Here is an 18617-nt window from a genome sequence, read left to right on the forward strand (position 1 = left end):
CCCCGGCCCCGGTCGAGCCGCAGCCGACGGCGGCGCCGACTCCGCTGGTGCCCGCCGCGCCGGAGCCGACGGAGGCCATCCTCATCACCCGCCCGGTGACGACGGTCGAGCCGCCGGCCGCCGCCGCGGATCCACCCTCCCCGCCGCCGGCCGCAGCCGAAGCGGCCCCGGTGGCGTTGATCGCCGCGCCGCCGCCACAATCCCCGCCGACTGTGGCGCCGGCGGCCGCGCCGCAGCAGGCCGCCCTGCCGACCACGGCGGAGGCGATCTCCACCATCGCCTTCACCCCGGGGCAGCCGGAGCCGGCGCAGGATATCGGCAGCCTGGTGGCCGGGCTGACGGCGCAGCTGGGGGCCACTCCCGCCGCCAGGGTGCGCCTCAACGCCTACGCCCCCGGCGCGCCGGAGGAAGAAAGCCAGAGCCGCCGCCTGTCCCTGGCCCGTGCGCTCGCCATCCGGGCGCGGCTGGTGGAGGCCGGCCTCACCCCCACCCGCATCGAGGTGCGGGCCCTGGGCAACAAGGTTCCCGACGGGTCGGCAGACCGCGTCGACGTGATCGTGCTGGAGCGCTGAAGGGCGCTTCGGCCCACCACTCCCCCCGCGGGGCCGCCGGCCGCACCGGCGCCGCCCGTCGAAGGAAGGTCAGAGCATCCATGGTTCGACCCAGACGCTATCTGGTCCGCATCGCCATCTTCCTCGCCGTCGTGCTTGCCGTGGCGGCGCTGATGGCGGCACCGCTGTTCGATGCCTTCATGGCCAATCCGGCCCTGAACGGCCTGATCCTCGGCGTGCTGCTGGTGGGCATCGGCCTCAACATCCGCCAGGTGGTGATGCTGGGACCGGAAGCCGCCTGGATCGACGACTTCCGCCAGAACCGCACGGTCGTCGCCTCGGGCGATGCGCCGCGCCTGCTGGCCCCCATGGCGACCATGCTCGGCCAGGGCTCGCGGGATCGCCAGGGGCGGTTCTCGCTGTCGGCGCCGGCCATGCGGTCGCTGCTGGACGGCATCGCCTCGCGCCTGGACGAAAGCCGCGAGATCAGCCGCTACTTCATCGGCCTGTCCATCTTCCTCGGCCTGCTCGGCACCTTCTGGGGGCTGATGCAGACCATCGGCTCGGTCGGCGATGTCATCCGCGGCCTGTCCATCGGCGGCGGCGCCGACATGCAGTCGGTGTTCGACAACCTGAAGCAGGGGCTGGAACAGCCGCTGCAGGGCATGGGTACCTCGTTCAGCTCGTCGCTGTTCGGTCTGGGCGGCTCGCTGATCCTGGGGTTCCTGGACCTGCAGGCCGGGCAGGCGCAGAACGCCTTCTTCAACGACCTGGAGGACTGGCTGTCGGGCGTCACCAAGGTCGGCGGCGGCGGCGGCGCCATCGAGGGCTCGGACACCTCGGTGCCGGTCTACATCCAGGCCCTGCTGGAGCAGACCGCCGAGTCGCTGCAGGAACTGCAGCACATCGTCGCCCGCACGGAAGAAGCCCGCGTCGGCGCCAACGCCCACCTGCGCGACCTGACCGACCGGCTGACCACCCTGACCGACCAGATGCGCACGGAACAGACCCTGCTGCTGCGCATGGCCGAAAGCCAGCAGGACCTGCGGCCGCTGCTGCAGCGTCTGGCGGAGGCCGCGGCCACCGGCGGCTTCGGCATGGACGACGCCAGCCGCAGCCACCTGCGCAACGTCGACGTGGCGCTGCAGCGGGTGGTGGACGAACTGGCCCGCGGCCGCGAATACACCGTCAAGGAAGTGCGCAGCGAGATCAAGCTGCTGGCCCGCACCATCGCCGCCCTGGCGGAGGAGCCGGATCAGCGGTCGTCGTGATCCCGGCCGCCGCCGCCCCCTGCCCTGTTCCAGCCTGCTGAGGACGCCGCCGCATGGCCCTTTCCTCCCGTCGCCGCAATCGCCGCAGCCAGGATCACTGGCCGGGCTTCGTCGACGCCCTGGCGCAGCTGCTGATCATCATCATCTTCGTGCTGATGGTGTTCGTGCTGGCGCAGTTCTTCCTCGGCCAGATGCTGTCCGGGCGCGAAGCGGCGCTGGAACGCCTCAGCCGGCAGGTGGCGGAACTGACCGACCTGCTGGCCATCGAGCGCGACGCCAACGACGAGATGCGCCTCAGCGTCGCCCAGCTGACTGCCCAGCTGACCGCCGCCAACGCCCAGGTGGAGAACCTGGAGGCGACCCTGCGGCAGACGGCGCAGGAAACCGCCCGCCTCGACCAGCAGCTGACCGAGGCCCAGCGGGCCGGCGAGGCCGACCGCGACAAGGTGCGGGAACAGCTGGACATCATCGCCACCCTGCAGCAGGACATCAAGGCGCTGGAGGCGCTCAAGGCCGATCTCGACCGCCAGGTGCAGGAACTGGCCGGGCGGCTGGAGGAACGCGACCAGCAGCTGGCCGGCGAACAGCAGATGTCCATGGAGGCGCGCGCCCACGCCGCCCTGCTGGAGCAGCAGCTGGATGCCCTGCGGCAGGAACTGGCGCGCCTGAACGCCGCCCTGGAAGCCTCGGAAACCCTCAGCCGCGAGCAGGAAGTGCAGATCGCCGACCTCGGCCGCCGGCTCAACCAGGCGCTGGCGAGCAAGGTGCAGGAACTGCAGCGCTACCGGTCGGAGTTCTTCGGCCGCCTGCGGGAAATCCTGGGCGACCGGGCCGGCATCCGCATCGAGGGCGACCGCTTCGTGTTCCAGTCGGAAATCCTGTTCGGCTCCGCCTCCGCCACCCTCGGGCTGGCGGGCGAGGACGAGTTGGGCAAGCTGGCGGCGGCGATCAAGGAACTGAGCGACGAGATCCCCGACGACATCGACTGGATTCTCCGCGTCGACGGCCACACCGACCTGCGTCCCATCCGCACCGCCGAGTTCCAGAACAACTGGGCGCTGTCGGCGGCGCGCGCCATCACGGTGGTGCAGTTCCTGGTTTCCCAGGGGGTGCCGCCGCACCGGCTGGCCGCCGCCGGTTTCGGCGAGCATCAGCCGCTGGTGAACGGGACGACGGAAGAGGCCTTCGCCCGCAATCGCCGCATTGAACTGAAGCTCGATCAGCGGTAAACAGGGGCCAACCAGCACGCCGCGCGGTTTTTGTCGCCGTCGCCCTTGAACGGGGGGACGCGGTGAGCTATACAACGCGCTCTTTTCCGGACGAGGCGGACATGAAGAACGACATCCACCCCGACTACCACGAGATCACGGTCATCATGACCGATGGTACCGAGTTCAAGACTCGCTCGACCATGAAGGGCGAGACCCTGCGCCTGGACATCGACCCGAAGTCCCACCCGGCCTGGACCGGCGTGCACCGTCTGGTCGACAGCGGCGGTCAGCTTGCGAAGTTCAACAAGCGCTTCGCCAGCTTCGGCCTCAAGGTCTGAAGACTCGCCAGTCTTCGCGGCGTCCCGCCGGGCGCCGCCGTGGCCTGTTGCAAAAAGCCCGTTCTCCCGCACGGAGAACGGGCTTTTTGCATCGGCGGGAGTACCGATAGCCGTGTGATCACGATCATTGTACATTTGGTCACGGCACCCCATAAATACGCCACGAACTCGGATACCGAACCCACGCCTGGGTAGAACTCGCCCCGGCGCATCGAGATGGATCAGGCAGCATGCCGGCGATCGTCAACTACGAGGTCTATGTTCTCGAAGGCCGGGAGTGGTCGCTCTATGCGCGCTTCCCCGGTGACGAGCGCAACAAGGCCATCGACGAGGCGGTCAACGTCGAAAGCCAGACCGGCAAGCCGACCAAGGTCACCCGCGAAACCTGGTACCCCGAAAGCAACACCAGCGAGGAAGCGGTCGCCTTCATCAGCCCGCGCGCCCGCAAGGCGCAGGCGGAGGCCCGCGCCGCCGCCGCGCGGTCGTCGGCGCCCGGCGCCCTGGTGGGCGGCGGAGGCGGGGCCGGCATATGGCCCGCCGGACCGGTGACGCCGCCCAAGCCGTCCGCCCGCGGCTTCGTGCTGCGCCTGTCCATGGTGATGGTCAGTTCGCTCATCATCGCCGTGCTCGGCACCGGGCTCGCCTCGCTGTTCGTCGGCCAGCTGGCCGGCATGGGCATCAGCATCGGCACCAGCCTGTCGAGCTTGCTGTTCCTGGTGTTCGTGGCGCTGTTCCTGCTGTCGGCCATTCCGCTGGTGATGGCCTATGTGCCGCTCGACGGCTTCAGCGACAAACCGGAGTCCGACGACGACCCCGAGGAAGCCGCCCGCGCCGCCGCCGCCGCCGACAAGGAGCGCGACGCCAAGCGCAAGTCCAAGGCCGACCAGGAGGCCGCCGCCGCAAAGGCGGAAGCCGACAAGCGCCAGCAGCAGGCCGCCGACGCCCCCGGCCACCAGGACCCGGAGCTGGAGGCCCGCCAGAAGGAACAGGCGGAAGCCGCTGCCCGCGCCGCCGCCGAAACGCGCGAGGCGCTGAAGAAGCTGACGGAAGAGACCAAGGCCGCCCAGGCCGAGGAAAAGGCCCGCAAGGACGCCGAGGAAAAGAAGAAGGCCGCCGCCGCCGAAGCCCAGGCGCAGGAACGCGACGAGCCGGAACCGGACGCCGAAACCCTGAAGTACGAGCAGGATCGCGCCCGCATGATGAAGTTCCTGGGCGCGGCGGTGCGCGTGCTGCGCAGCACCCACCCGCAGCTGGATGCCTTCAACAAGTTCGGCGTCAACCTCTATCTGGCCGGCGCCGCCCGCGTGCTGTGCGACCGCAGCCGCCAGGACCGCCGCCTGGAACTGCTGCGCGAAACCATCGAGGTGATCGGCACCAAACCGGCACTCGCCCGCTCCTTCGTCGACAAGCTGGAGGAATACCTGCTGGAGCCGCGCTATGTCGCCATGGCCCATGCCGGCCAGCGGGCGATGGAGCAGTGGCTGGGCAAGGCCAACGATGCCTTCGCCGACCTCGGCAGCGTGATGCACGACTGGAACAGCCCCGCCACCAAGGCGGCGGCGCCGACCATGATCACCATCGTGTTCACCGACATGGTGGGCTCCACCGATCTCACCCACACGCTCGGCGACGAAGGCGCGCAGGAGGCGGTGCGGGCCCACAACGCCATCGTCCGCTCCGCCCTCGCCCGCTTCGACGGGCGGGAAGTGAAGCATACCGGCGACGGCATCATGGCCACCTTCCCGGTCACCGCCAATGCGGTGTCGGCGGCGGTGGAAATCCAGCGCGGCATCGCCCTGCACAACGCCAGCCGCCCCGACCTGCCCATCAAGCTGCGGGTCGGCCTCAACTCGGGCGAGCCCATCGCCGAGGAAAACGACTACTTCGGCGCCACGGTGCAGCTGGCCTCGCGCCTGTGCGCCCAGGCGGGCGAGGAGCAGATCGTCTGTTCCGGCATCGTGCGCGACCTGTGCGCCGGCAAGCCCTTCGTCTTCCGCCCGCTCGGCGCGCTGCAGCTGAAGGGCGTGCGCGATGCCGTCGACGGCTGGGAAGTGGCGTGGAGCGAGCCGCAGGCCGCCGAACCGGGCGAGCCGGATGCCGCCGCTGCCGCTCCCACCCCGGCCGCCCCCGCTGCCCCGGCCACGCCGGAGCCGGTGCTGCGGCCGGTGCCGGCGCCGGCGGCCGCCTGCGCCCAGCCTTCCTCCGCCGGCTGAGGGCGCCGCCTCCCCCACCCTCTTGACGGGTGCGCGGGCCTTCCCCAGATCCTGCCTTGCCGCCGGTCGCCGGATGTCGGGACCGGTCGGCGTGTCTGCATCGCAGTGTCGCGGCGCGGGCTTCGGACGCGCCGCCGCATGTCGCTCTTCTGGAGGATATGGCCATGCGTACCCACGATCTTTCGCCCCTGCACCGGTTCACCGTCGGCTTTGACAACGTCAGCCGGCTGCTGGATGCCGCCGCCCGCCTGGACGACGCGGCGCTGTCCTATCCGCCCTACAACATCGAGAAGCTGTCCGACGACGACTACCGCGTCACCATGGCGGTGGCCGGCTTCGCCGAGACCGATCTTGACGTCTCCGTCCACGACAACACCCTGCTGATCGCCGGCCGCATCGACCGCCCGGCGGAGGACGGCGCCGCCACGTCCGCCACCGCCGCCGCCGCACAGGCCGGCGGCGAGGCGCCGCAGCGCCGGTTCCTCCACCGTGGCATCGCCACCCGCGCCTTCGAGCGCCGCTTCGAACTGGCCGATCACATCAAGGTGCGCGGCGCCCGGCTGGTGAACGGCCTGCTGCACGTGGACCTGCAGCGCGAGGTGCCGGAGGAGAAGAAGCCCCGCCGCATCGCCATCCAGCGGTCGGAGCCGCGCGCCATCGAGCATCAGCCGGCGCCCGGCGGGTCGTCGCAGGCTGCCTGAACCCCGCCGTAGCAACACAAAACCGGCGCAGGAGGCTCCCCTCCTGCGCCGGTCGCGTTTACGGGCGACGGTGCGGCGGCCTTACTGCGCCGTCCAGCCGCCGTCCATGGGCAGGGCGGTGCCGGTGATGCCGTCCGCCGCTTCCGAACACAGGAAGGCGGCCAGCGCTCCCAGGTTTTCCGGCATGACGAAGCGCTGCGACGGCTGCTTCTCGCTCAGCAGGGCGCGGGCGCCTTCCTCCTCGCTGCCGCCGATGGCGGCGGCGCGCTTTTCGATCTGCGCCTGCACCAGCGGCGTGCGCACCCAGCCGGGGCAGATGGCGTTGCAGGTGATGCGGCGCTGGGCGTTTTCCAGCGCCACCACCTTGGTCAGGCCGACGATGCCGTGCTTGGCGGCCACGTAGGCCGACTTGTCGATGCTCGCCACCAGCCCGTGGGCGGAGGCGACGTTGATGATGCGGCCCCAGTTGCGGGCCTGCATGCCCGGCAGGGCGGCGCGGATGGTGTGAAAGGCGGCGCTCAGGTTGACCGCGATGATGGCGTCCCACTTCTCCACCGGGAAGTCCTGGGTGGGAGCGGTGAACTGGATGCCAGCGTTGTTGACCAGGATGTCGACCGCGCCGAATTCTTCCACCGACCGCTGCACCAGCGCCGCCGCTTCGTCGGCGCGCGACAGGTCGGCCGCCTGGAAGCCGACGCGCACGCCGCATTCCTGCTCCAGGGCGCCGCGGGTGGCCTCGATCTCCGCCGGGTCGCCGAAGCCGTTCAGCACCACGTTGGCCCCCTGGCGGGCCAGCACGCGGGCGATGGCGAGGCCGATGCCGCTGGTGGAGCCGGTGACGACGGCCGTCTTTCCGTTCAACACGTCAGAACCTCCCTCTCTGATGGCGGATCATTTCTTGCGGAAGAAGCTTTCGGCGCCCTGGCGGGCGATCTGCTTGCGGGCGATCACCTCGTGCACGCGGGCGATTTCCGCCTCCAGGTCGCCGATGTACTCCTGCAGGCTTTCGATCGACATGATCTCCAGGTCGCGCGGGGCAAGGATGGGCCGGCGCGGTTCCAGCTCGTCGTCATTCAGTGCCATGGTGCCTCCGTCATGCGATTGGCGCTTGCACACCTGGGGTCCGAAACACTACCAGACAAGAAGCCCCGACAGGGAACAAACGACGCCACCGCGAAAGGAGACACCATGGCCCCGACCATGAGCTGCGTGGAAATCCGCGAAGCCGGCGGCCCCGATGTGCTGGTGCCGGCCACCCGGCCGCTGCCCGGCCCGCGCGCCGGCGAGGTGCTGATCCGCGTCGCCGCCGCCGGCGTCAACCGGCCGGACGTGCTGCAGCGCCAGGGGGTCTATCCGCCGCCGCCGGGGGCGTCGGACATTCCGGGGCTGGAAGTGGCCGGCGTGGTGGAGGCGGTGGCCGAAGGGGTGACCGCCGTCGCCCCCGGCGACATGGTCTGCGCCCTGCTGTCGGGCGGCGGCTATGCCGACTACGCCGTCACCGATGCCCGCCTGTGCCTGCCCATCCCGCAGGGGTTCGACGTCATCCAGGCGGCCGCCCTGCCGGAGACCTTCTTCACCGTCTGGCACAACGTGTTCCAGCGCGGCGGCCTGCAGGCCGGCGAGACCTTCCTGGTCCACGGCGGCACCAGCGGCATCGGCACCACCGCCATCCAGCTGGCCAAGGCCTTCGGCGCCACCGTCTTCGCCACCGCCGGATCGCCGGACAAGTGCCAGGCCTGCCGCGACCTCGGCGCCGACGTCGCCATCGACTACCGCAGCGAGGATTATGTCGAGGTGGTGCGGGCGAAGACCGGCAAGGGCGTCGACGTCATCCTCGACATGGTGGGCGGCGACTACATCCAGCGCGACATGAAGGCCATGGCCCCTGGCGGGCGGCATGTGTCCATCGCCTTCCTGCAGGGATCGAAGGTGCAGGTGGACCTGATGCCGATGATGCTGAAGCGCCTGACCTTCACCGGCTCCGTCCTGCGCTCGCGCGCCAACGACGACAAGGCCGCCATCGCCGCCGAGCTGCGCGACAAGGTGTGGCCGCTGCTCGATCAGGGCGTGATCAAGCCGGTGATCCACAAGGTATTTCCCCTTGCCGAAGCGGCGGCGGCGCACCACCTGATGGAAAGCTCCGCGCATATCGGGAAGCTTGTGCTCGACGTCCATCCGGCCGACCCGAAGGCCGTGTATGGCGTTTGATTCTCGCTGCGGAATACCGTAAAGGAACAGTCCGTTTTCAGTGACTCGGAACGATTCGGAAGGAAGATACATGGCGCTGCCTCTCATGCCGAAGGCAACGGCCGTCTGGCTGGTGGAAAACACGGCCCTCACGTTCGAGCAGATCGCCGAATTCTGCGGCATGCACGAGCTGGAGGTTCAGGCGATCGCCGACGGCGAGGTCGCGACCGGCATCGTCGGCGCCGATCCGGTGGACAATGGCCAGCTGACCCGCGACGAGATCGCGCGCGGCGAAAGCAACCAGAACTACAAGCTCCGCCTCAAGGTTTCCGATATCCCGACGCCGCAGCAGCGGTCCAAGGGCGCCCGCTACACCCCGGTGTCGAAGCGCCACGACCGGCCGGACGCCATCGCCTGGCTGCTGAAGCACCACCCGGAACTGTCGGACGCCCAGCTGTGCAAGCTGATCGGCACCACCAAGCCGACCATCAACTCGGTGCGCGACCGCTCCCACTGGAATTCCGCCGCCATCAAGCCGCGCAACCCGGTGACCCTCGGCCTGTGCACCGAAGCTGACCTGGAAAAGGCGCTGATCCTGGCCGCCCCGCGCCGCCGCGCCATGCCGGTGCAGGACACGCCGGAACCGTCCTACGGCGAAACCCACGAGTACGGCGCCGAAGACCCGGTGGCGCGTCCCGTGCCCATGGACGAACCGACCATCGAAACCGTGTTCGGCCGCCCGGCCCAGCACGGCGACCAGGTGCCGGACGAGGAATAATCTGCCCGGGCGCAGCAGCGCCCGCAGGACGGACCGATGCAGGGGGAGGCAGCCAGGCGCAGCCTCCCCTTTTTGCATGCTTCAGCCTTCCACCACAGGCGGAACGTGGGCCTAGTCTTCCGCCACCGGCGGAACGTGGGCGACATCCGACAGCCAGAAATCCAGCAGGGCGGCCATCTTCTTGGTCAGGTCGTCCATGTCCACCGGCTTGGTGACATAGGCGTTGGCGTAGGACTGATAGCTCTCGCGCACGTCGCGTTCGTTCTCCGACGTGGTCAGCACCACCACCGGAATTTCCCGCAGCACCGGGTCGGACTTGATCGCCGCCAGGGTGGCGCGGCCGTCGCGGCGCGGCATGTTGAGGTCGAGCAGCACCAGATGCGGCCGCGGCGCCGCCTGGTAGGGCGGATGCCGCCGCAGGTAGGCCAGCGCCTCGTCGCCGTCGCGGACCCATTCCATGGTCAGCGGCCGCCCGATCTCGGTGAAGGCCTCCCGGGTCAGGCGCGCGTCCGCCTCGTTGTCCTCCACCAGCAGGACGACAGCGCGGGAGATGGGCAGCGTCATGGTCATACGGATTGATCCTCCAGGGCGACGCGCGACTCACGGCCCCCATGGTGCGCCGGGCGCGCCGTCTCCACAAGCGGCAGCGTGAAGCGGATGGCGGTTCCCGTCTCGCCGTCGCTTTCCGCCCAGATGCGGCCGCCGTGGCGCTCCACGATACGGCGGCTGATGGCGAGGCCGATGCCGGTGCCGCCGTAATGTTCCCGCGTGTGCAGGCGGCGGAACAGCACGAACAGGCTTTTCAGCAGGTCGGGAGCGATGCCGATGCCGTTGTCGAGCACGTGCACCTCCCACATGGCGCCGCGGCGGGCGGCGCCAATGATGACCCGCGGCCGGCGTTCCGGGTGGCGGAACTTCAGGGCGTTGCTGATGAGGTGCCCGAACACCATTTCCAGCTGCCGGCGGTGGCCCATCACCACCGGCAGCGGCCCCAGGATCACCTCCGCCCCGGCGGCGGCGATGTCGGCCTCCAGCGCCTCCCGCACCCGCGCCACCAGCTCGGCGAGGTCCACCGCCACCGGCCGCGCCGGCGCCGCGTCGACCTGGCTGTAGTCCATGAGGTCGCGGAACATGGCCTTCATGTGCTCGGTGCCGTCGACCATGAAGCCGATGTAGCTGTCGGCCTCCGCATCCAGCCGGTCGCCGTAGCGCTTGCGCAGCAGCTGGGCGAAGCCGCTGATGGCGCGCAGCGGCTCCTGCAGGTCGTGGGCGGCCAGCGAGGCGAAATGCTGCAGCTCGCGGTTGGAGCGGGTCAGTTCCTCCACCATCACCGCCAGTCGGCGCTCGCTTTCCTTGCGTTCGGTGATGTCTTCCTTCACCGCCACGTAATGGGTGACCTCGCCGCCGCCGTCGCGCACCGGGGCGATGGAGGCCTGCTCCCACCACAGCGAGCCGTCCTTGCGGCGGTTGAGGAACTCGCCGTGCCACACCTGCCCCGCCGCCAGCGTTCGCCACATGTCGCCGTATTCGGCGTCGGAGGTGCGGCCGGTGCGCAGGAATTCCAGCGTGCGGCCCAACACCTCGCCGGAGGTCCAGCCGGAGGTTTCCGTGAAGCGCGGGTTGACGTAGATGAGGCGGCCCTTGGTGTCGGTAATGACGACGCTGGCGGCCGACTGCTCCACCGCGCTCGACAGCCGCCGCACCTCGTCGGTGGCGGCGGCGCGGGCGGCATCGCCGGCGGCCAGCAGCATGCCGGTCAGCGTCACCATGCCGACGAACACCTGCAGCGACACCAGCCCGCCGGCCGCCTCCGACGCCATGGGGCCGAAGCCGGCGGCGGCCAGGGCGGAGGCGGCCATGCCGATCACCAGCCCGGCGCAGGCCGCTCCGCCGACGCCGAACCTCAGCGCCGCCCACATCACCAGCGGCATGATGGTCCAGGCCGAGGCCAGGGCATCCAGCGGCACCGGCGACAGGCCGCCGAAGACGGCACCGATGCCCGCCACCGTCACCAGCGCCAGCGCCGCCGCCTCCGGCCCCCGCTGCCGCAGGCGCGGGCGCAGGCGGCGATCGGCGACCGCCAGCACCAGCGGCGTGGTGGCGATCATGCCCACCGCATCGCCCACCGCCCAACTGGCGGCGGCGGCGGTGGCGGCGGCGGGATCAAGGCTGCCGGTCAGCAGGTGCAGGCCGACGCCGCAGCCGGCCGCCGTCACCCCGCCGGCGAGGCTGCCGAGCAGCAGGGCCAGCACCAGACGCATGGAGAAATAGGGCGGCGCGCTGCGGCTCAGGCGCCGCATGACAAACCAGGCCGCGGCGGCGCCGGCGGTGGTCGCCAGCAAGCCCCACGGCAGCCATACCGGAGCGCCGGCCACCGCCAACAGCCCCTGCCCGACCACCGGCACCGCCAGCAGCCGCGGCCCGTAAACCAGCGTCGCCCCCAGCGCCACCCCGGCGGCCGGCCACATGGGCACCGCCTGGCCCGGCGTTCCCGCAGTGGCCAGGGCCGCCAGCGCAGCCAGCGCGTAAAGAGCCCCCAGCCCCAGCACCGCAACGGCAAGCTGGAACGGCGACATCAGGCGATGAGCGTACACGACTCCCCCTCGCGCACCCGTCGCCCGCCCCTGCCGCACCGTCCCCACAACGGGCCGCCGGCTGGCGACCGCATCAGTCTCCGCCGAAAGGCAGCCGCGAACAATATGGCTGCCCGCCAGGGCGCCGTGACTGGACGTTAGTCGAGGGTGGGACGGCCGCGGCCTTCCTTGATGGTGCCGCGGTGCTTCTTGGCCGTCACCCGCCGCTGCTTGGAGCCCAAGGTGGGTTTGGTCGGGCGGCGCTTGCGCGGCACATGCAGGGCCTGGCGGATCAGTTCCGCCAGCCGCTCGCGGGCATCGGCGCGATTGCGCTCCTGACTGCGGTGGCTGCGGGCGTCGATGACGATGACGCCGTCGCCGGTGGCACGGCTGCCGGCCAGCGCCAGCAGCCGGTCGATCACCGCCGGCGGCAGCACGCGCGACTGCGCGGCGTCGAAGCGCAGCTGCACCGCTGTCGACACCTTGTTGACGTTCTGGCCGCCGGGGCCGGAGGCGCGGACGAAGGTTTCCGTCAGCTCGTCCTCGGGCAGGACCAGGTTGGGCGTGACCACCAGCATGATGCCCGCAGACTATGCCCGTTGCAGTGGCCCTGTCCATGGCGGCGCGCACCGCCCTAAGCTGAACGCCGTCACCGACCGCAGCAGGATGCCGCCGCATGCTCACCTTCGCCGACTTCCAGCCCGGCCAGCAGTACGACCTCGGCCGCGCCGCCCTTTCCGCCGCCGCCATCAAGGCCTTCGCCGCCGAGTGGGACCCGCAGCCCTTCCACCTGGACGACGAGGCGGCCGCAGCCTCCGCCTTCCAGGGCCTGTGCGCCAGCGGCTGGCAGACGGCGGGGCTGTTCATGCGGCTGTTCGTCGACGGCCTGCTGCACCGCACCGCCAGCATGGGCTCGCCGGGCGTCGACTCGCTGCGCTGGCTGGCGCCGGTGCGGCCGGATCAGGAGCTAGCGGCGCGGGTGGTGGTGGAGGCGGTGAAGCCCTCCCGCAGCCGCCCCGACCGCGGCTTCGTCACCTTCCGCTGCGAGCTTGCCGATGCCGCCAGCGGCAGCGTGGTGTTCACCATGACGGCGCCGGTGATGATCGGCACCGGCGGGTGAACAAAACGCCGCGCCGGCTGTTACCTCCCCCGCATCGAAAAATCACATCAATACGGAGGAGGACACGCATGGATCGCAGCCTGCTGGAGGACTACGCCCGCCTCACGGCCCGCATGGCCCTTGGCCCCGTCCACATGGGCGCCTGCGCCCTGGATGCGGTGCGGTGCGACAGCACCTGCCTGACCCCCGACGAACAGGCGGCGCTGGCCCTGGTCGACACCGCCGGCGGCGTGCTGCTGGTGGTCGGCCCCACCGGGTCCGACCGCGGCCTGCGGGTGGTGCGCGAACCGGCCGCCTTCACCGAAGCCTTCGGCGGCGGCGCCATCGACACGGTGGTGGTGGCCGACGGACCCTCCGCCCTGGCCGCTGCCGCCCTCGGCCGGGCGGTGGCTGATGCGGTGGAAAAGCCGGTGGCGGCGCTGGTGCGCGGCCTCGGCATGGCGGAACTGGCCACCGCCGAGATGGGCGGCAGCGTCGCCTTCGGCTTTGCCGACGAGATGCTGCGCCTCACCCGCGCCATGCTCGGCGCCGCCGCGCCGCTGCTGGGCGCCGAGGACGAGCCGCTGCCGTCGGAAACCCTGGCCGACCTGCTGCAGGCCGACCCTACCGGCATCCGCCTGCTGGTGGGCCATGGCCGCGGTGCCTTCGTCATCGCCGAGGCCCTGCGCCACATGAACGGCCGCCGCCGCCGCCTCACCGTGGTCAGCCTGGGCGCCCAGGCGCCGCTGCCGGAAGAAGTGGAGGCCTATCAGCTGATCGGCGACCTGGACGCCGTCGGCTGGCTCAATGCCTGCTCGGAACAGGGGCGACGGGTGGTGCCGCTGGCCGGACACCACCTCAACCGCTGGCTACCCGGCGCCCTGCCGGTGACGGCGCTGCTGCGCGAGATCCTCGGCCAGCGGCTGAACGTCGGCACCGGCGCCGGCACGCCGCGCGCCGCACCCGAAGCCGCCGCGCAGGCGGAAGCACCGGAGCAGGAGCAAGGCGCCCCCACTCCGCCGGCCGGCTGATCAGCCGGCCGCTGCCGGCATTCCGGCCGTCACGCCCGGCGCCAGTGCGGCGTCGGGCTGCGGCGCCGCCGGCGTCAGGCGCAGCGGCAGCACCCCAGCCCACACCGGCCAGGCCAAGTCCTCGGCATCGTCGGCCACGCCGCCGGTGCGGGCCTTGAGCGAAACCTCCTCCAGCGGCAGCGCCAGCACGGTGGTGGCCGCCAGTTCCTTGGCATTGGGCGCCCGCGCCACGGCGGCGCGGCCGGGCACCATCTTGTCGGTCAGCGGCGCCAGCACGCGGTCCTTCTCCGCCGCGTCCTCCACCGCCGTGCAGCGACCGTAGATCACCACCGAGCGGTAGTTCATCGAGTGGCTGAAGGCCGAGCGCGCCAGCACCAGCCCGTCGAGCAGCGTCACAGTGACGCACACCGGCGCCCCGGCGGCGAGCAGCTTCATGATCCGGCTGGCCTTGCCGCCGTGCAGATAGAGCGCCTCCCCCACCCGCCAATGGGACATGGGGATGACGTGCGGCTGGCCCTCGTCGTCGACGAAGCCGACGTGGCACAGCAGCGCCTCGTCGAGCACGGCATGGACGGCGGCGCGGTCGTAGGACATGCGGTCGCGCCGCCGGCCGGTGGTGCGGGTGGTCTTGGCATAGGCGCCGACGGTGCCGTCGGCCTCGGTGATGGTGTCGCTGGTGGTCATGATCGTCTTTCCCCCTCACGTCATGTCAGGCGCGCGGCCGTGATGGCCGCCTCAGCGGCCGAACGGGCCGCCGTCGTGGAGTTGCGTCGGCCGGATGGCACCGTCCTGCCCGGCGTCGAGATCGGCGCGGGTGAGACCGATGTCGGCCAGCAGACGGTCATCCAGGCGGGAGAGCTGCACCTGGGTGCGCTCCACCGACCAGGCCCGGACCACGGCGGCGACATAGCGGCGGAGCCAACCGGCCCGGCCTATGGGAATGGAGAGAGGACCGGCGGTCCGCAGGCGCGCGGACCCGGCCGGCGGCGCCGATGCGCCGCCGCGAAGACGTCTGGGCATAAGGAAACTCCCGTAAATCAGCGGCTTGCCGGCCTGTGCCACCACTGGCTCAGGCCGGCATCGCCACGGTTACGGGAGGAATCGTGCCTCAGGAAACGGCCCGTCTACAGGGCCAAAGGAACCCTCTCAAGGGAGCCACTTGCCCGCCGCGTCATGGGCTGCACGGTGCTCCGGAAGGCCGGCTCTATGGCCTGGGCAAGCTGGCGGATGCGCAGGTTCATGGCCCGCGCATCGACCGCCGCGAAGCCGAGGATGAGGCCATTTTCGACGGTGCCACCCAGATACATCTGCGACAGCGGCGTCACCGCCATGCCGGCGGCACCGGCCCGCTCCACCAGATCGAGGTCGGACACCCCGCCCTGCACCCGGCCGATCAGTTGCAGTCCGCCGGCGGCCGGCTGCATGTCGAGCATGCCGCCCATGTGGGTGCGCCCGGCCTCCACCATCGCCTCCTGCCGCTCGGCATAGAGCGAGCGCATGCGGCGGATGTGGGCGGTGAAGTGGCCTTCCTCCATGAAGTCGGCCACCACCGCCTGGTTGAACACCGGCAGCGGCCCCGAGGCGACGGCACGGGCCCGCACCACCTCGCCCACCAGCTGTTCCGGCACCACCAGATAGCCGAGCCGCAGGTCGGGGAACAGCACCTTGGAGAAGGTGCCGATGTAGAACACCCGGCGGCCGCCATCCAGCCCCTGCAGCGCCGTCAGGGGGCGGCCGCAGTAGCGGTATTCGCTGTCGTAGTCGTCCTCGATGATCCAGGCATCGTTGCGCCGCGCCCAGTCCAGCAGGGCGAGGCGGCGGGCGACGCTCATCACCGGGCCGGTCGGGTACTGGCGCGACGGCGTGATGTAGGCCAGCCGCGCATGGGGCGCCTGCGCCTCGCCGGCGGCGACGTCGAGCCCCTCCTCGTCCACCGGCACCGGCACGATGTCGAGGCCGGCGGCCCGGAACGCACCGCGGGCGCCGAGGTAGCCGGGGTCCTCGATCCACGCCTTGTCGCCGGGATCGGCCAGGATGCGGGCGCAGAGGTCGAGCGCCGCCTGGGCGCCGGCGGTGATGATCACCTGATCGGGCGAGCACACGACGCCGCGGGCGGTGGCGAGGTAGCCGGCCACCGCCCGGCGCAGCGGTTCATACCCCGCCGGCGGGCCGTAGTTGCCGATGGCGGTCTCGCGCAGCCGCAGCCGCTTGGCCACCAGCCGCTGCCACAGGGCATGGGGGAAGGCATCCAGCGCCGGCGAGCCGGGACGGAAATAGCCGACATGGCGGGCATGCTGCTCGACGATGCGGGCATTGGCCATCACCGCGCCGCGCCGCGACAGGCCGGGGCCGCCGACGTCGGGCACCACCGGCGCCGCCGCCTTGGGGTTGTCGGCGCAGGCCTCGACCAGGGTCTCGCAGATGCAGTCGGTGACGTAGGAGCCGGAGCCGACGCGGCCTTCGATGAAGCCTTCGGCATAGAGTTGGTCGAAGGCCGCCGCCACGGTGTTGCGCGACACGCCCAGTTCCTGCGCCAGCACGCGGGTCGACGGCAGGCGCGAGCCGGCCGGCAGCTGGCCGCCCAGGATGGCGCGGCGGATGTGCAGGTAAACCTGACGGTACAGCGGCGGAGCCTCCGGCCCGTCCTGGAGATTGACGGGCCCGATGACCGCCCCCGAAGGCGCCTTGCCCATGACTGGACTCCTCGTACTCGACGAATTGGCTCGGAATTGGCCTCAGCTTACGGGTGCCAAATGGTTCACCCTAAGGTCCATTCATGAACCGATGATGAGGCCATTCGCAGGCCAACGCCACTGCCGAACCGCGAGGGTGGCCCTGCCGAGCCACGATACCAGCCGGATTAGACCAGTCCATTGATCCTGCGAATTACGCCCCCGACTGTCCTCCGGGATGGGGCAGCGGCAGGGTCGCCAGGGGCTTGATCTGGTCCAGGATGATGGCGGACCGCAGGTTTCCCACGTTGGGCAGGGCCATCAGCCGGTGCATGACGATCTGGCTGAAGCTGCGCAGGTCCGGCGCCGCCACCCGCAGGAGGTAATCCGCATCGCCGGTGGTCAGCGCGCATTCCAGCACCTCCGGCAGGTCGAGCACCGCCGTCTGGAAGGCCTGCACCGCCGCCTCGCCGTGCTCCTTCAGCGACACCGTCACCAGGGCGATGACATCAAGGCCGAGCGCCGCCGGGTCGAGGCGGGCGTGGTAGCCGTGCAGGAAGCCTTCCTGCTCCAGCCGGGCGATGCGGCGGGCGCACTGCGACGGCGACAGGTTCACCCGCTCCGACAGGGCGACGTGGGAGATGCGGGCATCCTCCTGCAAGGCCGCAAGGATCTTGATGTCATACCCGTCAAGCGTTTCGATGCTCGATTTCTTCATGATGGCGCCCCGGCGTGCATGAAACCGCCTTCACCTTGCCCCTGGCGCCCGCCATACGCAAGGACAAGGCATCGCGGTTGCCATATACTGTAAGGAAACAAAAATGAACAACAGGCACGATCCGCGCGGCCCGCCGCGGCCCCGCGCTCAGAACAGACCGGAGGAACAACGTCATGGTATTCCAGCACCTCCATTTCGATGATCACGAACGGGTGGTCTTCGTGCGCGACGCCGACAGTGGCCTGAAGGCCATCATCGCCGTGCACAATACCGTCCTCGGCCCCACCATCGGCGGCTGCCGCGTGCGCGCCTACGGCAGCGACGACGAGGCGCTGACCGACGTGCTGAAGCTGTCGCGCGGCATGACCTACAAGGCGGCCATGGCCGACCTGCCGTTCGGCGGTGCCAAGTCGGTCATCCTGTGCGACCCGAAGAAGAAGACGCGCGAGATGCTGCTGGCCATGGGCCGGGCCATCAACCAGCTGGGCGGCCTCTACACCACCGCCGAGGACATGGGCATGGACGAGGACGACCTGCGCGCCATGCGCCGCGCCACCCCCCATGTCACCGGCCTGCCGGAAGACGGCCTGGGCGTCAGCCCGGGGCCGCTGACCGCCCTTGGCGTCTACCACGGCCTGCGCGCCGCCGCCCGTCACCGCCTGGGCAAGAACAGCCTCGCCGACGTGCATGTGGCGGTGCAGGGTGCCGGCCACGTCGGCGGCCCGCTGATCGAGCGCCTGGTGCGCGACGGCGCCCGCATCACCGTCGCCGACATGGACCGCGCCCTGGTGGAAAGGATGCAGCAGGCCCACGGCGCCGCCGTGGTGGAGCCCGACGCCATCTATGACGTCGCCGCCGACATCTTCGCCCCCTGCGCCATCGGCGGCACGCTCAACGCCGGCACGGTGCCGCGCCTGAAGGCCAAGGTGGTGGCCGGCAGCGCCAACAACCAGCTGGGCGACGACGACGCCGGCCGCCTGATGGTCGAGCGCGGCATCCTCTACGCGCCGGATTACGTCATCAATGCCGGCGGCCTGATCAAGGTGAGCCTGGACGTCATGGCCCTGCGCCACGGCCGCTGCCTGGACCGCGAGGCGGTGGAACACCGCGTCACCCGCATCGAGGACCGCACGGCGGAGCTGTTCTCGCTGGCCGAAAAGCGCGGCCTGCGGCCCGAGGACGCCGCCGACACCATGGCGCGGGAGCGTATCGCCCGCGGCAAGCAGGCCTGGGCTGCCTGATCGCCCGCCCTCTCCGGTCGGGACAGCCTGTGC

The 18617-nt window shown here is 70.8% G+C and carries 20 protein-coding genes; 11 read left to right on the top strand and 9 right to left on the bottom strand.

All coding sequences use genetic code 11. The annotated features are described in order from the left end of the window. The 6 genes from ABD056_RS09455 to ABD056_RS09480 all read left to right on the top strand — a co-directional run. On the top strand, positions 1 to 572 hold a 572-nt coding region (locus ABD056_RS09455), incomplete at its 5' end, for an OmpA family protein (RefSeq protein ID WP_343866312.1). An 80-nt stretch (positions 573 to 652) separates the two neighbouring features. Beyond that, positions 653 to 1822, top strand: a complete 1170-nt coding sequence (locus ABD056_RS09460) for a flagellar motor protein MotA (protein WP_343866313.1) — start codon at positions 653 to 655, stop codon at positions 1820 to 1822. 53 nt (positions 1823 to 1875) lie between these two features. Beyond that, entirely contained in the window at positions 1876 to 3051 is a 1176-nt protein-coding gene (locus tag ABD056_RS09465; RefSeq protein ID WP_343866314.1) for a peptidoglycan -binding protein, read from the top strand. A gap of 101 nt (positions 3052 to 3152) precedes the next feature. Continuing rightward, positions 3153 to 3371, top strand: coding sequence for a 50S ribosomal protein L31 (gene rpmE, locus ABD056_RS09470; RefSeq protein WP_343866315.1), 219 nt, complete (start codon positions 3153 to 3155; stop codon positions 3369 to 3371). Between the two features lie 230 nt (positions 3372 to 3601). Beyond that, positions 3602 to 5584 (top strand): adenylate/guanylate cyclase domain-containing protein, encoded by a 1983-nt coding sequence (locus ABD056_RS09475; protein WP_343866316.1) that lies wholly within the window; start codon positions 3602 to 3604, stop codon positions 5582 to 5584. Between the two features lie 164 nt (positions 5585 to 5748). Further along, positions 5749 to 6285: an Hsp20 family protein gene (locus tag ABD056_RS09480; protein ID WP_343866317.1), complete on the top strand. Its 537-nt coding sequence runs from the start codon at positions 5749 to 5751 to the stop codon at positions 6283 to 6285. Positions 6286 to 6366: 81 nt separating this feature from the next. Here ABD056_RS09480 and ABD056_RS09485 read toward each other — a convergent pair whose 3' ends face one another. Together ABD056_RS09485 and ABD056_RS09490 are read right to left on the bottom strand one after the other, a co-directional pair. After that, complete coding sequence (locus tag ABD056_RS09485; RefSeq protein WP_343866318.1) at positions 6367 to 7149, bottom strand: 3-hydroxybutyrate dehydrogenase; 783 nt, start codon at positions 7147 to 7149, stop codon at positions 6367 to 6369. 27 nt (positions 7150 to 7176) lie between these two features. Then, positions 7177 to 7368 (bottom strand): DUF1192 domain-containing protein, encoded by a 192-nt coding sequence (locus tag ABD056_RS09490; protein WP_343866319.1) that lies wholly within the window; start codon positions 7366 to 7368, stop codon positions 7177 to 7179. A 105-nt stretch (positions 7369 to 7473) separates the two neighbouring features. Between ABD056_RS09490 and ABD056_RS09495 the strand changes: the two genes are divergently transcribed. Further along, complete coding sequence (locus ABD056_RS09495; protein ID WP_343866320.1) at positions 7474 to 8493, top strand: NAD(P)H-quinone oxidoreductase; 1020 nt, start codon at positions 7474 to 7476, stop codon at positions 8491 to 8493. 70 nt (positions 8494 to 8563) lie between these two features. Next, positions 8564 to 9250, top strand: coding sequence for a DUF1013 domain-containing protein (locus ABD056_RS09500; RefSeq protein WP_343866321.1), 687 nt, complete (start codon positions 8564 to 8566; stop codon positions 9248 to 9250). Between the two features lie 111 nt (positions 9251 to 9361). Here the strand turns inward: ABD056_RS09500 and ABD056_RS09505 are convergent, their stop codons facing one another. From ABD056_RS09505 to arfB, 3 genes are all read right to left on the bottom strand, one after another. Beyond that, entirely contained in the window at positions 9362 to 9820 is a 459-nt protein-coding gene (locus ABD056_RS09505; RefSeq protein ID WP_343866322.1) for a response regulator, read from the bottom strand. Next, on the bottom strand, positions 9817 to 11844 hold the full coding sequence (locus ABD056_RS09510) for a PAS domain S-box protein (RefSeq protein ID WP_343866323.1): 2028 nt from the start codon (positions 11842 to 11844) through the stop codon (positions 9817 to 9819). The genes ABD056_RS09505 and ABD056_RS09510 overlap by 4 nt, the downstream gene beginning before the upstream one ends. Positions 11845 to 11981: 137 nt before the next feature. Further along, positions 11982 to 12401, bottom strand: a complete 420-nt coding sequence (gene arfB / locus ABD056_RS09515) for an alternative ribosome rescue aminoacyl-tRNA hydrolase ArfB (protein WP_343866324.1) — start codon at positions 12399 to 12401, stop codon at positions 11982 to 11984. Positions 12402 to 12499: 98 nt separating this feature from the next. Between arfB and ABD056_RS09520 the strand changes: the two genes are divergently transcribed. Both ABD056_RS09520 and ABD056_RS09525 read left to right on the top strand, forming a co-directional pair. Then, the gene (locus ABD056_RS09520; protein ID WP_343866325.1) at positions 12500 to 12943 is read left to right on the top strand and encodes a MaoC family dehydratase; all 444 of its coding nucleotides are present in this window, start codon (positions 12500 to 12502) and stop codon (positions 12941 to 12943) included. Between the two features lie 68 nt (positions 12944 to 13011). Next, positions 13012 to 13953, top strand: coding sequence for a hypothetical protein (locus ABD056_RS09525; RefSeq protein WP_343866326.1), 942 nt, complete (start codon positions 13012 to 13014; stop codon positions 13951 to 13953). Here ABD056_RS09525 and ABD056_RS09530 read toward each other — a convergent pair whose 3' ends face one another. From ABD056_RS09530 to ABD056_RS09545, 4 genes are all read right to left on the bottom strand, one after another. Then, positions 13954 to 14637, bottom strand: a complete 684-nt coding sequence (locus tag ABD056_RS09530; protein ID WP_343866327.1) for a pyridoxamine 5'-phosphate oxidase family protein — start codon at positions 14635 to 14637, stop codon at positions 13954 to 13956. 51 nt (positions 14638 to 14688) lie between these two features. Then, positions 14689 to 14850, bottom strand: coding sequence for a DUF1127 domain-containing protein (locus ABD056_RS09535; protein ID WP_343866328.1), 162 nt, complete (start codon positions 14848 to 14850; stop codon positions 14689 to 14691). 227 nt (positions 14851 to 15077) lie between these two features. Beyond that, positions 15078 to 16646 (bottom strand): MocR-like pyridoxine biosynthesis transcription factor PdxR, encoded by a 1569-nt coding sequence (gene pdxR, locus ABD056_RS09540; RefSeq protein ID WP_343866329.1) that lies wholly within the window; start codon positions 16644 to 16646, stop codon positions 15078 to 15080. Positions 16647 to 16839: 193 nt separating this feature from the next. Continuing rightward, complete coding sequence (locus ABD056_RS09545) at positions 16840 to 17343, bottom strand: Lrp/AsnC family transcriptional regulator (RefSeq protein WP_343866330.1); 504 nt, start codon at positions 17341 to 17343, stop codon at positions 16840 to 16842. 173 nt (positions 17344 to 17516) lie between these two features. Between ABD056_RS09545 and ABD056_RS09550 the strand changes: the two genes are divergently transcribed. Then, positions 17517 to 18584, top strand: coding sequence for a Glu/Leu/Phe/Val family dehydrogenase (locus ABD056_RS09550; RefSeq protein ID WP_343866331.1), 1068 nt, complete (start codon positions 17517 to 17519; stop codon positions 18582 to 18584). The last annotated feature ends 33 nt before the right edge of the window (positions 18585 to 18617 follow it).

It is taken from the genome of Caenispirillum bisanense, from assembly GCF_039523075.1.
In the GTDB taxonomy this organism is placed as follows: domain Bacteria; phylum Pseudomonadota; class Alphaproteobacteria; order Rhodospirillales; family Rhodospirillaceae; genus Caenispirillum; species Caenispirillum bisanense.

What these genes read in the sequence shown, in the direction of transcription:
- ABD056_RS09525 (WP_343866326.1), top strand. Translation starts at nt 13,012, where the DNA reads ATGGATCGCAGCCTGCTGGAGGACTACGCCCGCCTCACGGCCCGCATG.
- ABD056_RS09475 (WP_343866316.1), top strand. Translation starts at nt 3,602, where the DNA reads ATGCCGGCGATCGTCAACTACGAGGTCTATGTTCTCGAAGGCCGGGAG.
- ABD056_RS09480 (WP_343866317.1), top strand. Translation starts at nt 5,749, where the DNA reads ATGCGTACCCACGATCTTTCGCCCCTGCACCGGTTCACCGTCGGCTTT.
- ABD056_RS09490 (WP_343866319.1), bottom strand. Translation starts at nt 7,368, where the DNA reads ATGGCACTGAATGACGACGAGCTGGAACCGCGCCGGCCCATCCTTGCC.
- ABD056_RS09460 (WP_343866313.1), top strand. Translation starts at nt 653, where the DNA reads ATGGTTCGACCCAGACGCTATCTGGTCCGCATCGCCATCTTCCTCGCC.
- pdxR (WP_343866329.1), bottom strand. Translation starts at nt 16,646, where the DNA reads ATGGGCAAGGCGCCTTCGGGGGCGGTCATCGGGCCCGTCAATCTCCAG.
- ABD056_RS09500 (WP_343866321.1), top strand. Translation starts at nt 8,564, where the DNA reads ATGGCGCTGCCTCTCATGCCGAAGGCAACGGCCGTCTGGCTGGTGGAA.
- ABD056_RS09545 (WP_343866330.1), bottom strand. Translation starts at nt 17,343, where the DNA reads ATGAAGAAATCGAGCATCGAAACGCTTGACGGGTATGACATCAAGATC.
- ABD056_RS09550 (WP_343866331.1), top strand. Translation starts at nt 17,517, where the DNA reads ATGGTATTCCAGCACCTCCATTTCGATGATCACGAACGGGTGGTCTTC.
- rpmE (WP_343866315.1), top strand. Translation starts at nt 3,153, where the DNA reads ATGAAGAACGACATCCACCCCGACTACCACGAGATCACGGTCATCATG.
- ABD056_RS09495 (WP_343866320.1), top strand. Translation starts at nt 7,474, where the DNA reads ATGGCCCCGACCATGAGCTGCGTGGAAATCCGCGAAGCCGGCGGCCCC.
- arfB (WP_343866324.1), bottom strand. Translation starts at nt 12,401, where the DNA reads ATGCTGGTGGTCACGCCCAACCTGGTCCTGCCCGAGGACGAGCTGACG.
- ABD056_RS09465 (WP_343866314.1), top strand. Translation starts at nt 1,876, where the DNA reads ATGGCCCTTTCCTCCCGTCGCCGCAATCGCCGCAGCCAGGATCACTGG.
- ABD056_RS09530 (WP_343866327.1), bottom strand. Translation starts at nt 14,637, where the DNA reads ATGACCACCAGCGACACCATCACCGAGGCCGACGGCACCGTCGGCGCC.
- ABD056_RS09520 (WP_343866325.1), top strand. Translation starts at nt 12,500, where the DNA reads ATGCTCACCTTCGCCGACTTCCAGCCCGGCCAGCAGTACGACCTCGGC.
- ABD056_RS09505 (WP_343866322.1), bottom strand. Translation starts at nt 9,820, where the DNA reads ATGACCATGACGCTGCCCATCTCCCGCGCTGTCGTCCTGCTGGTGGAG.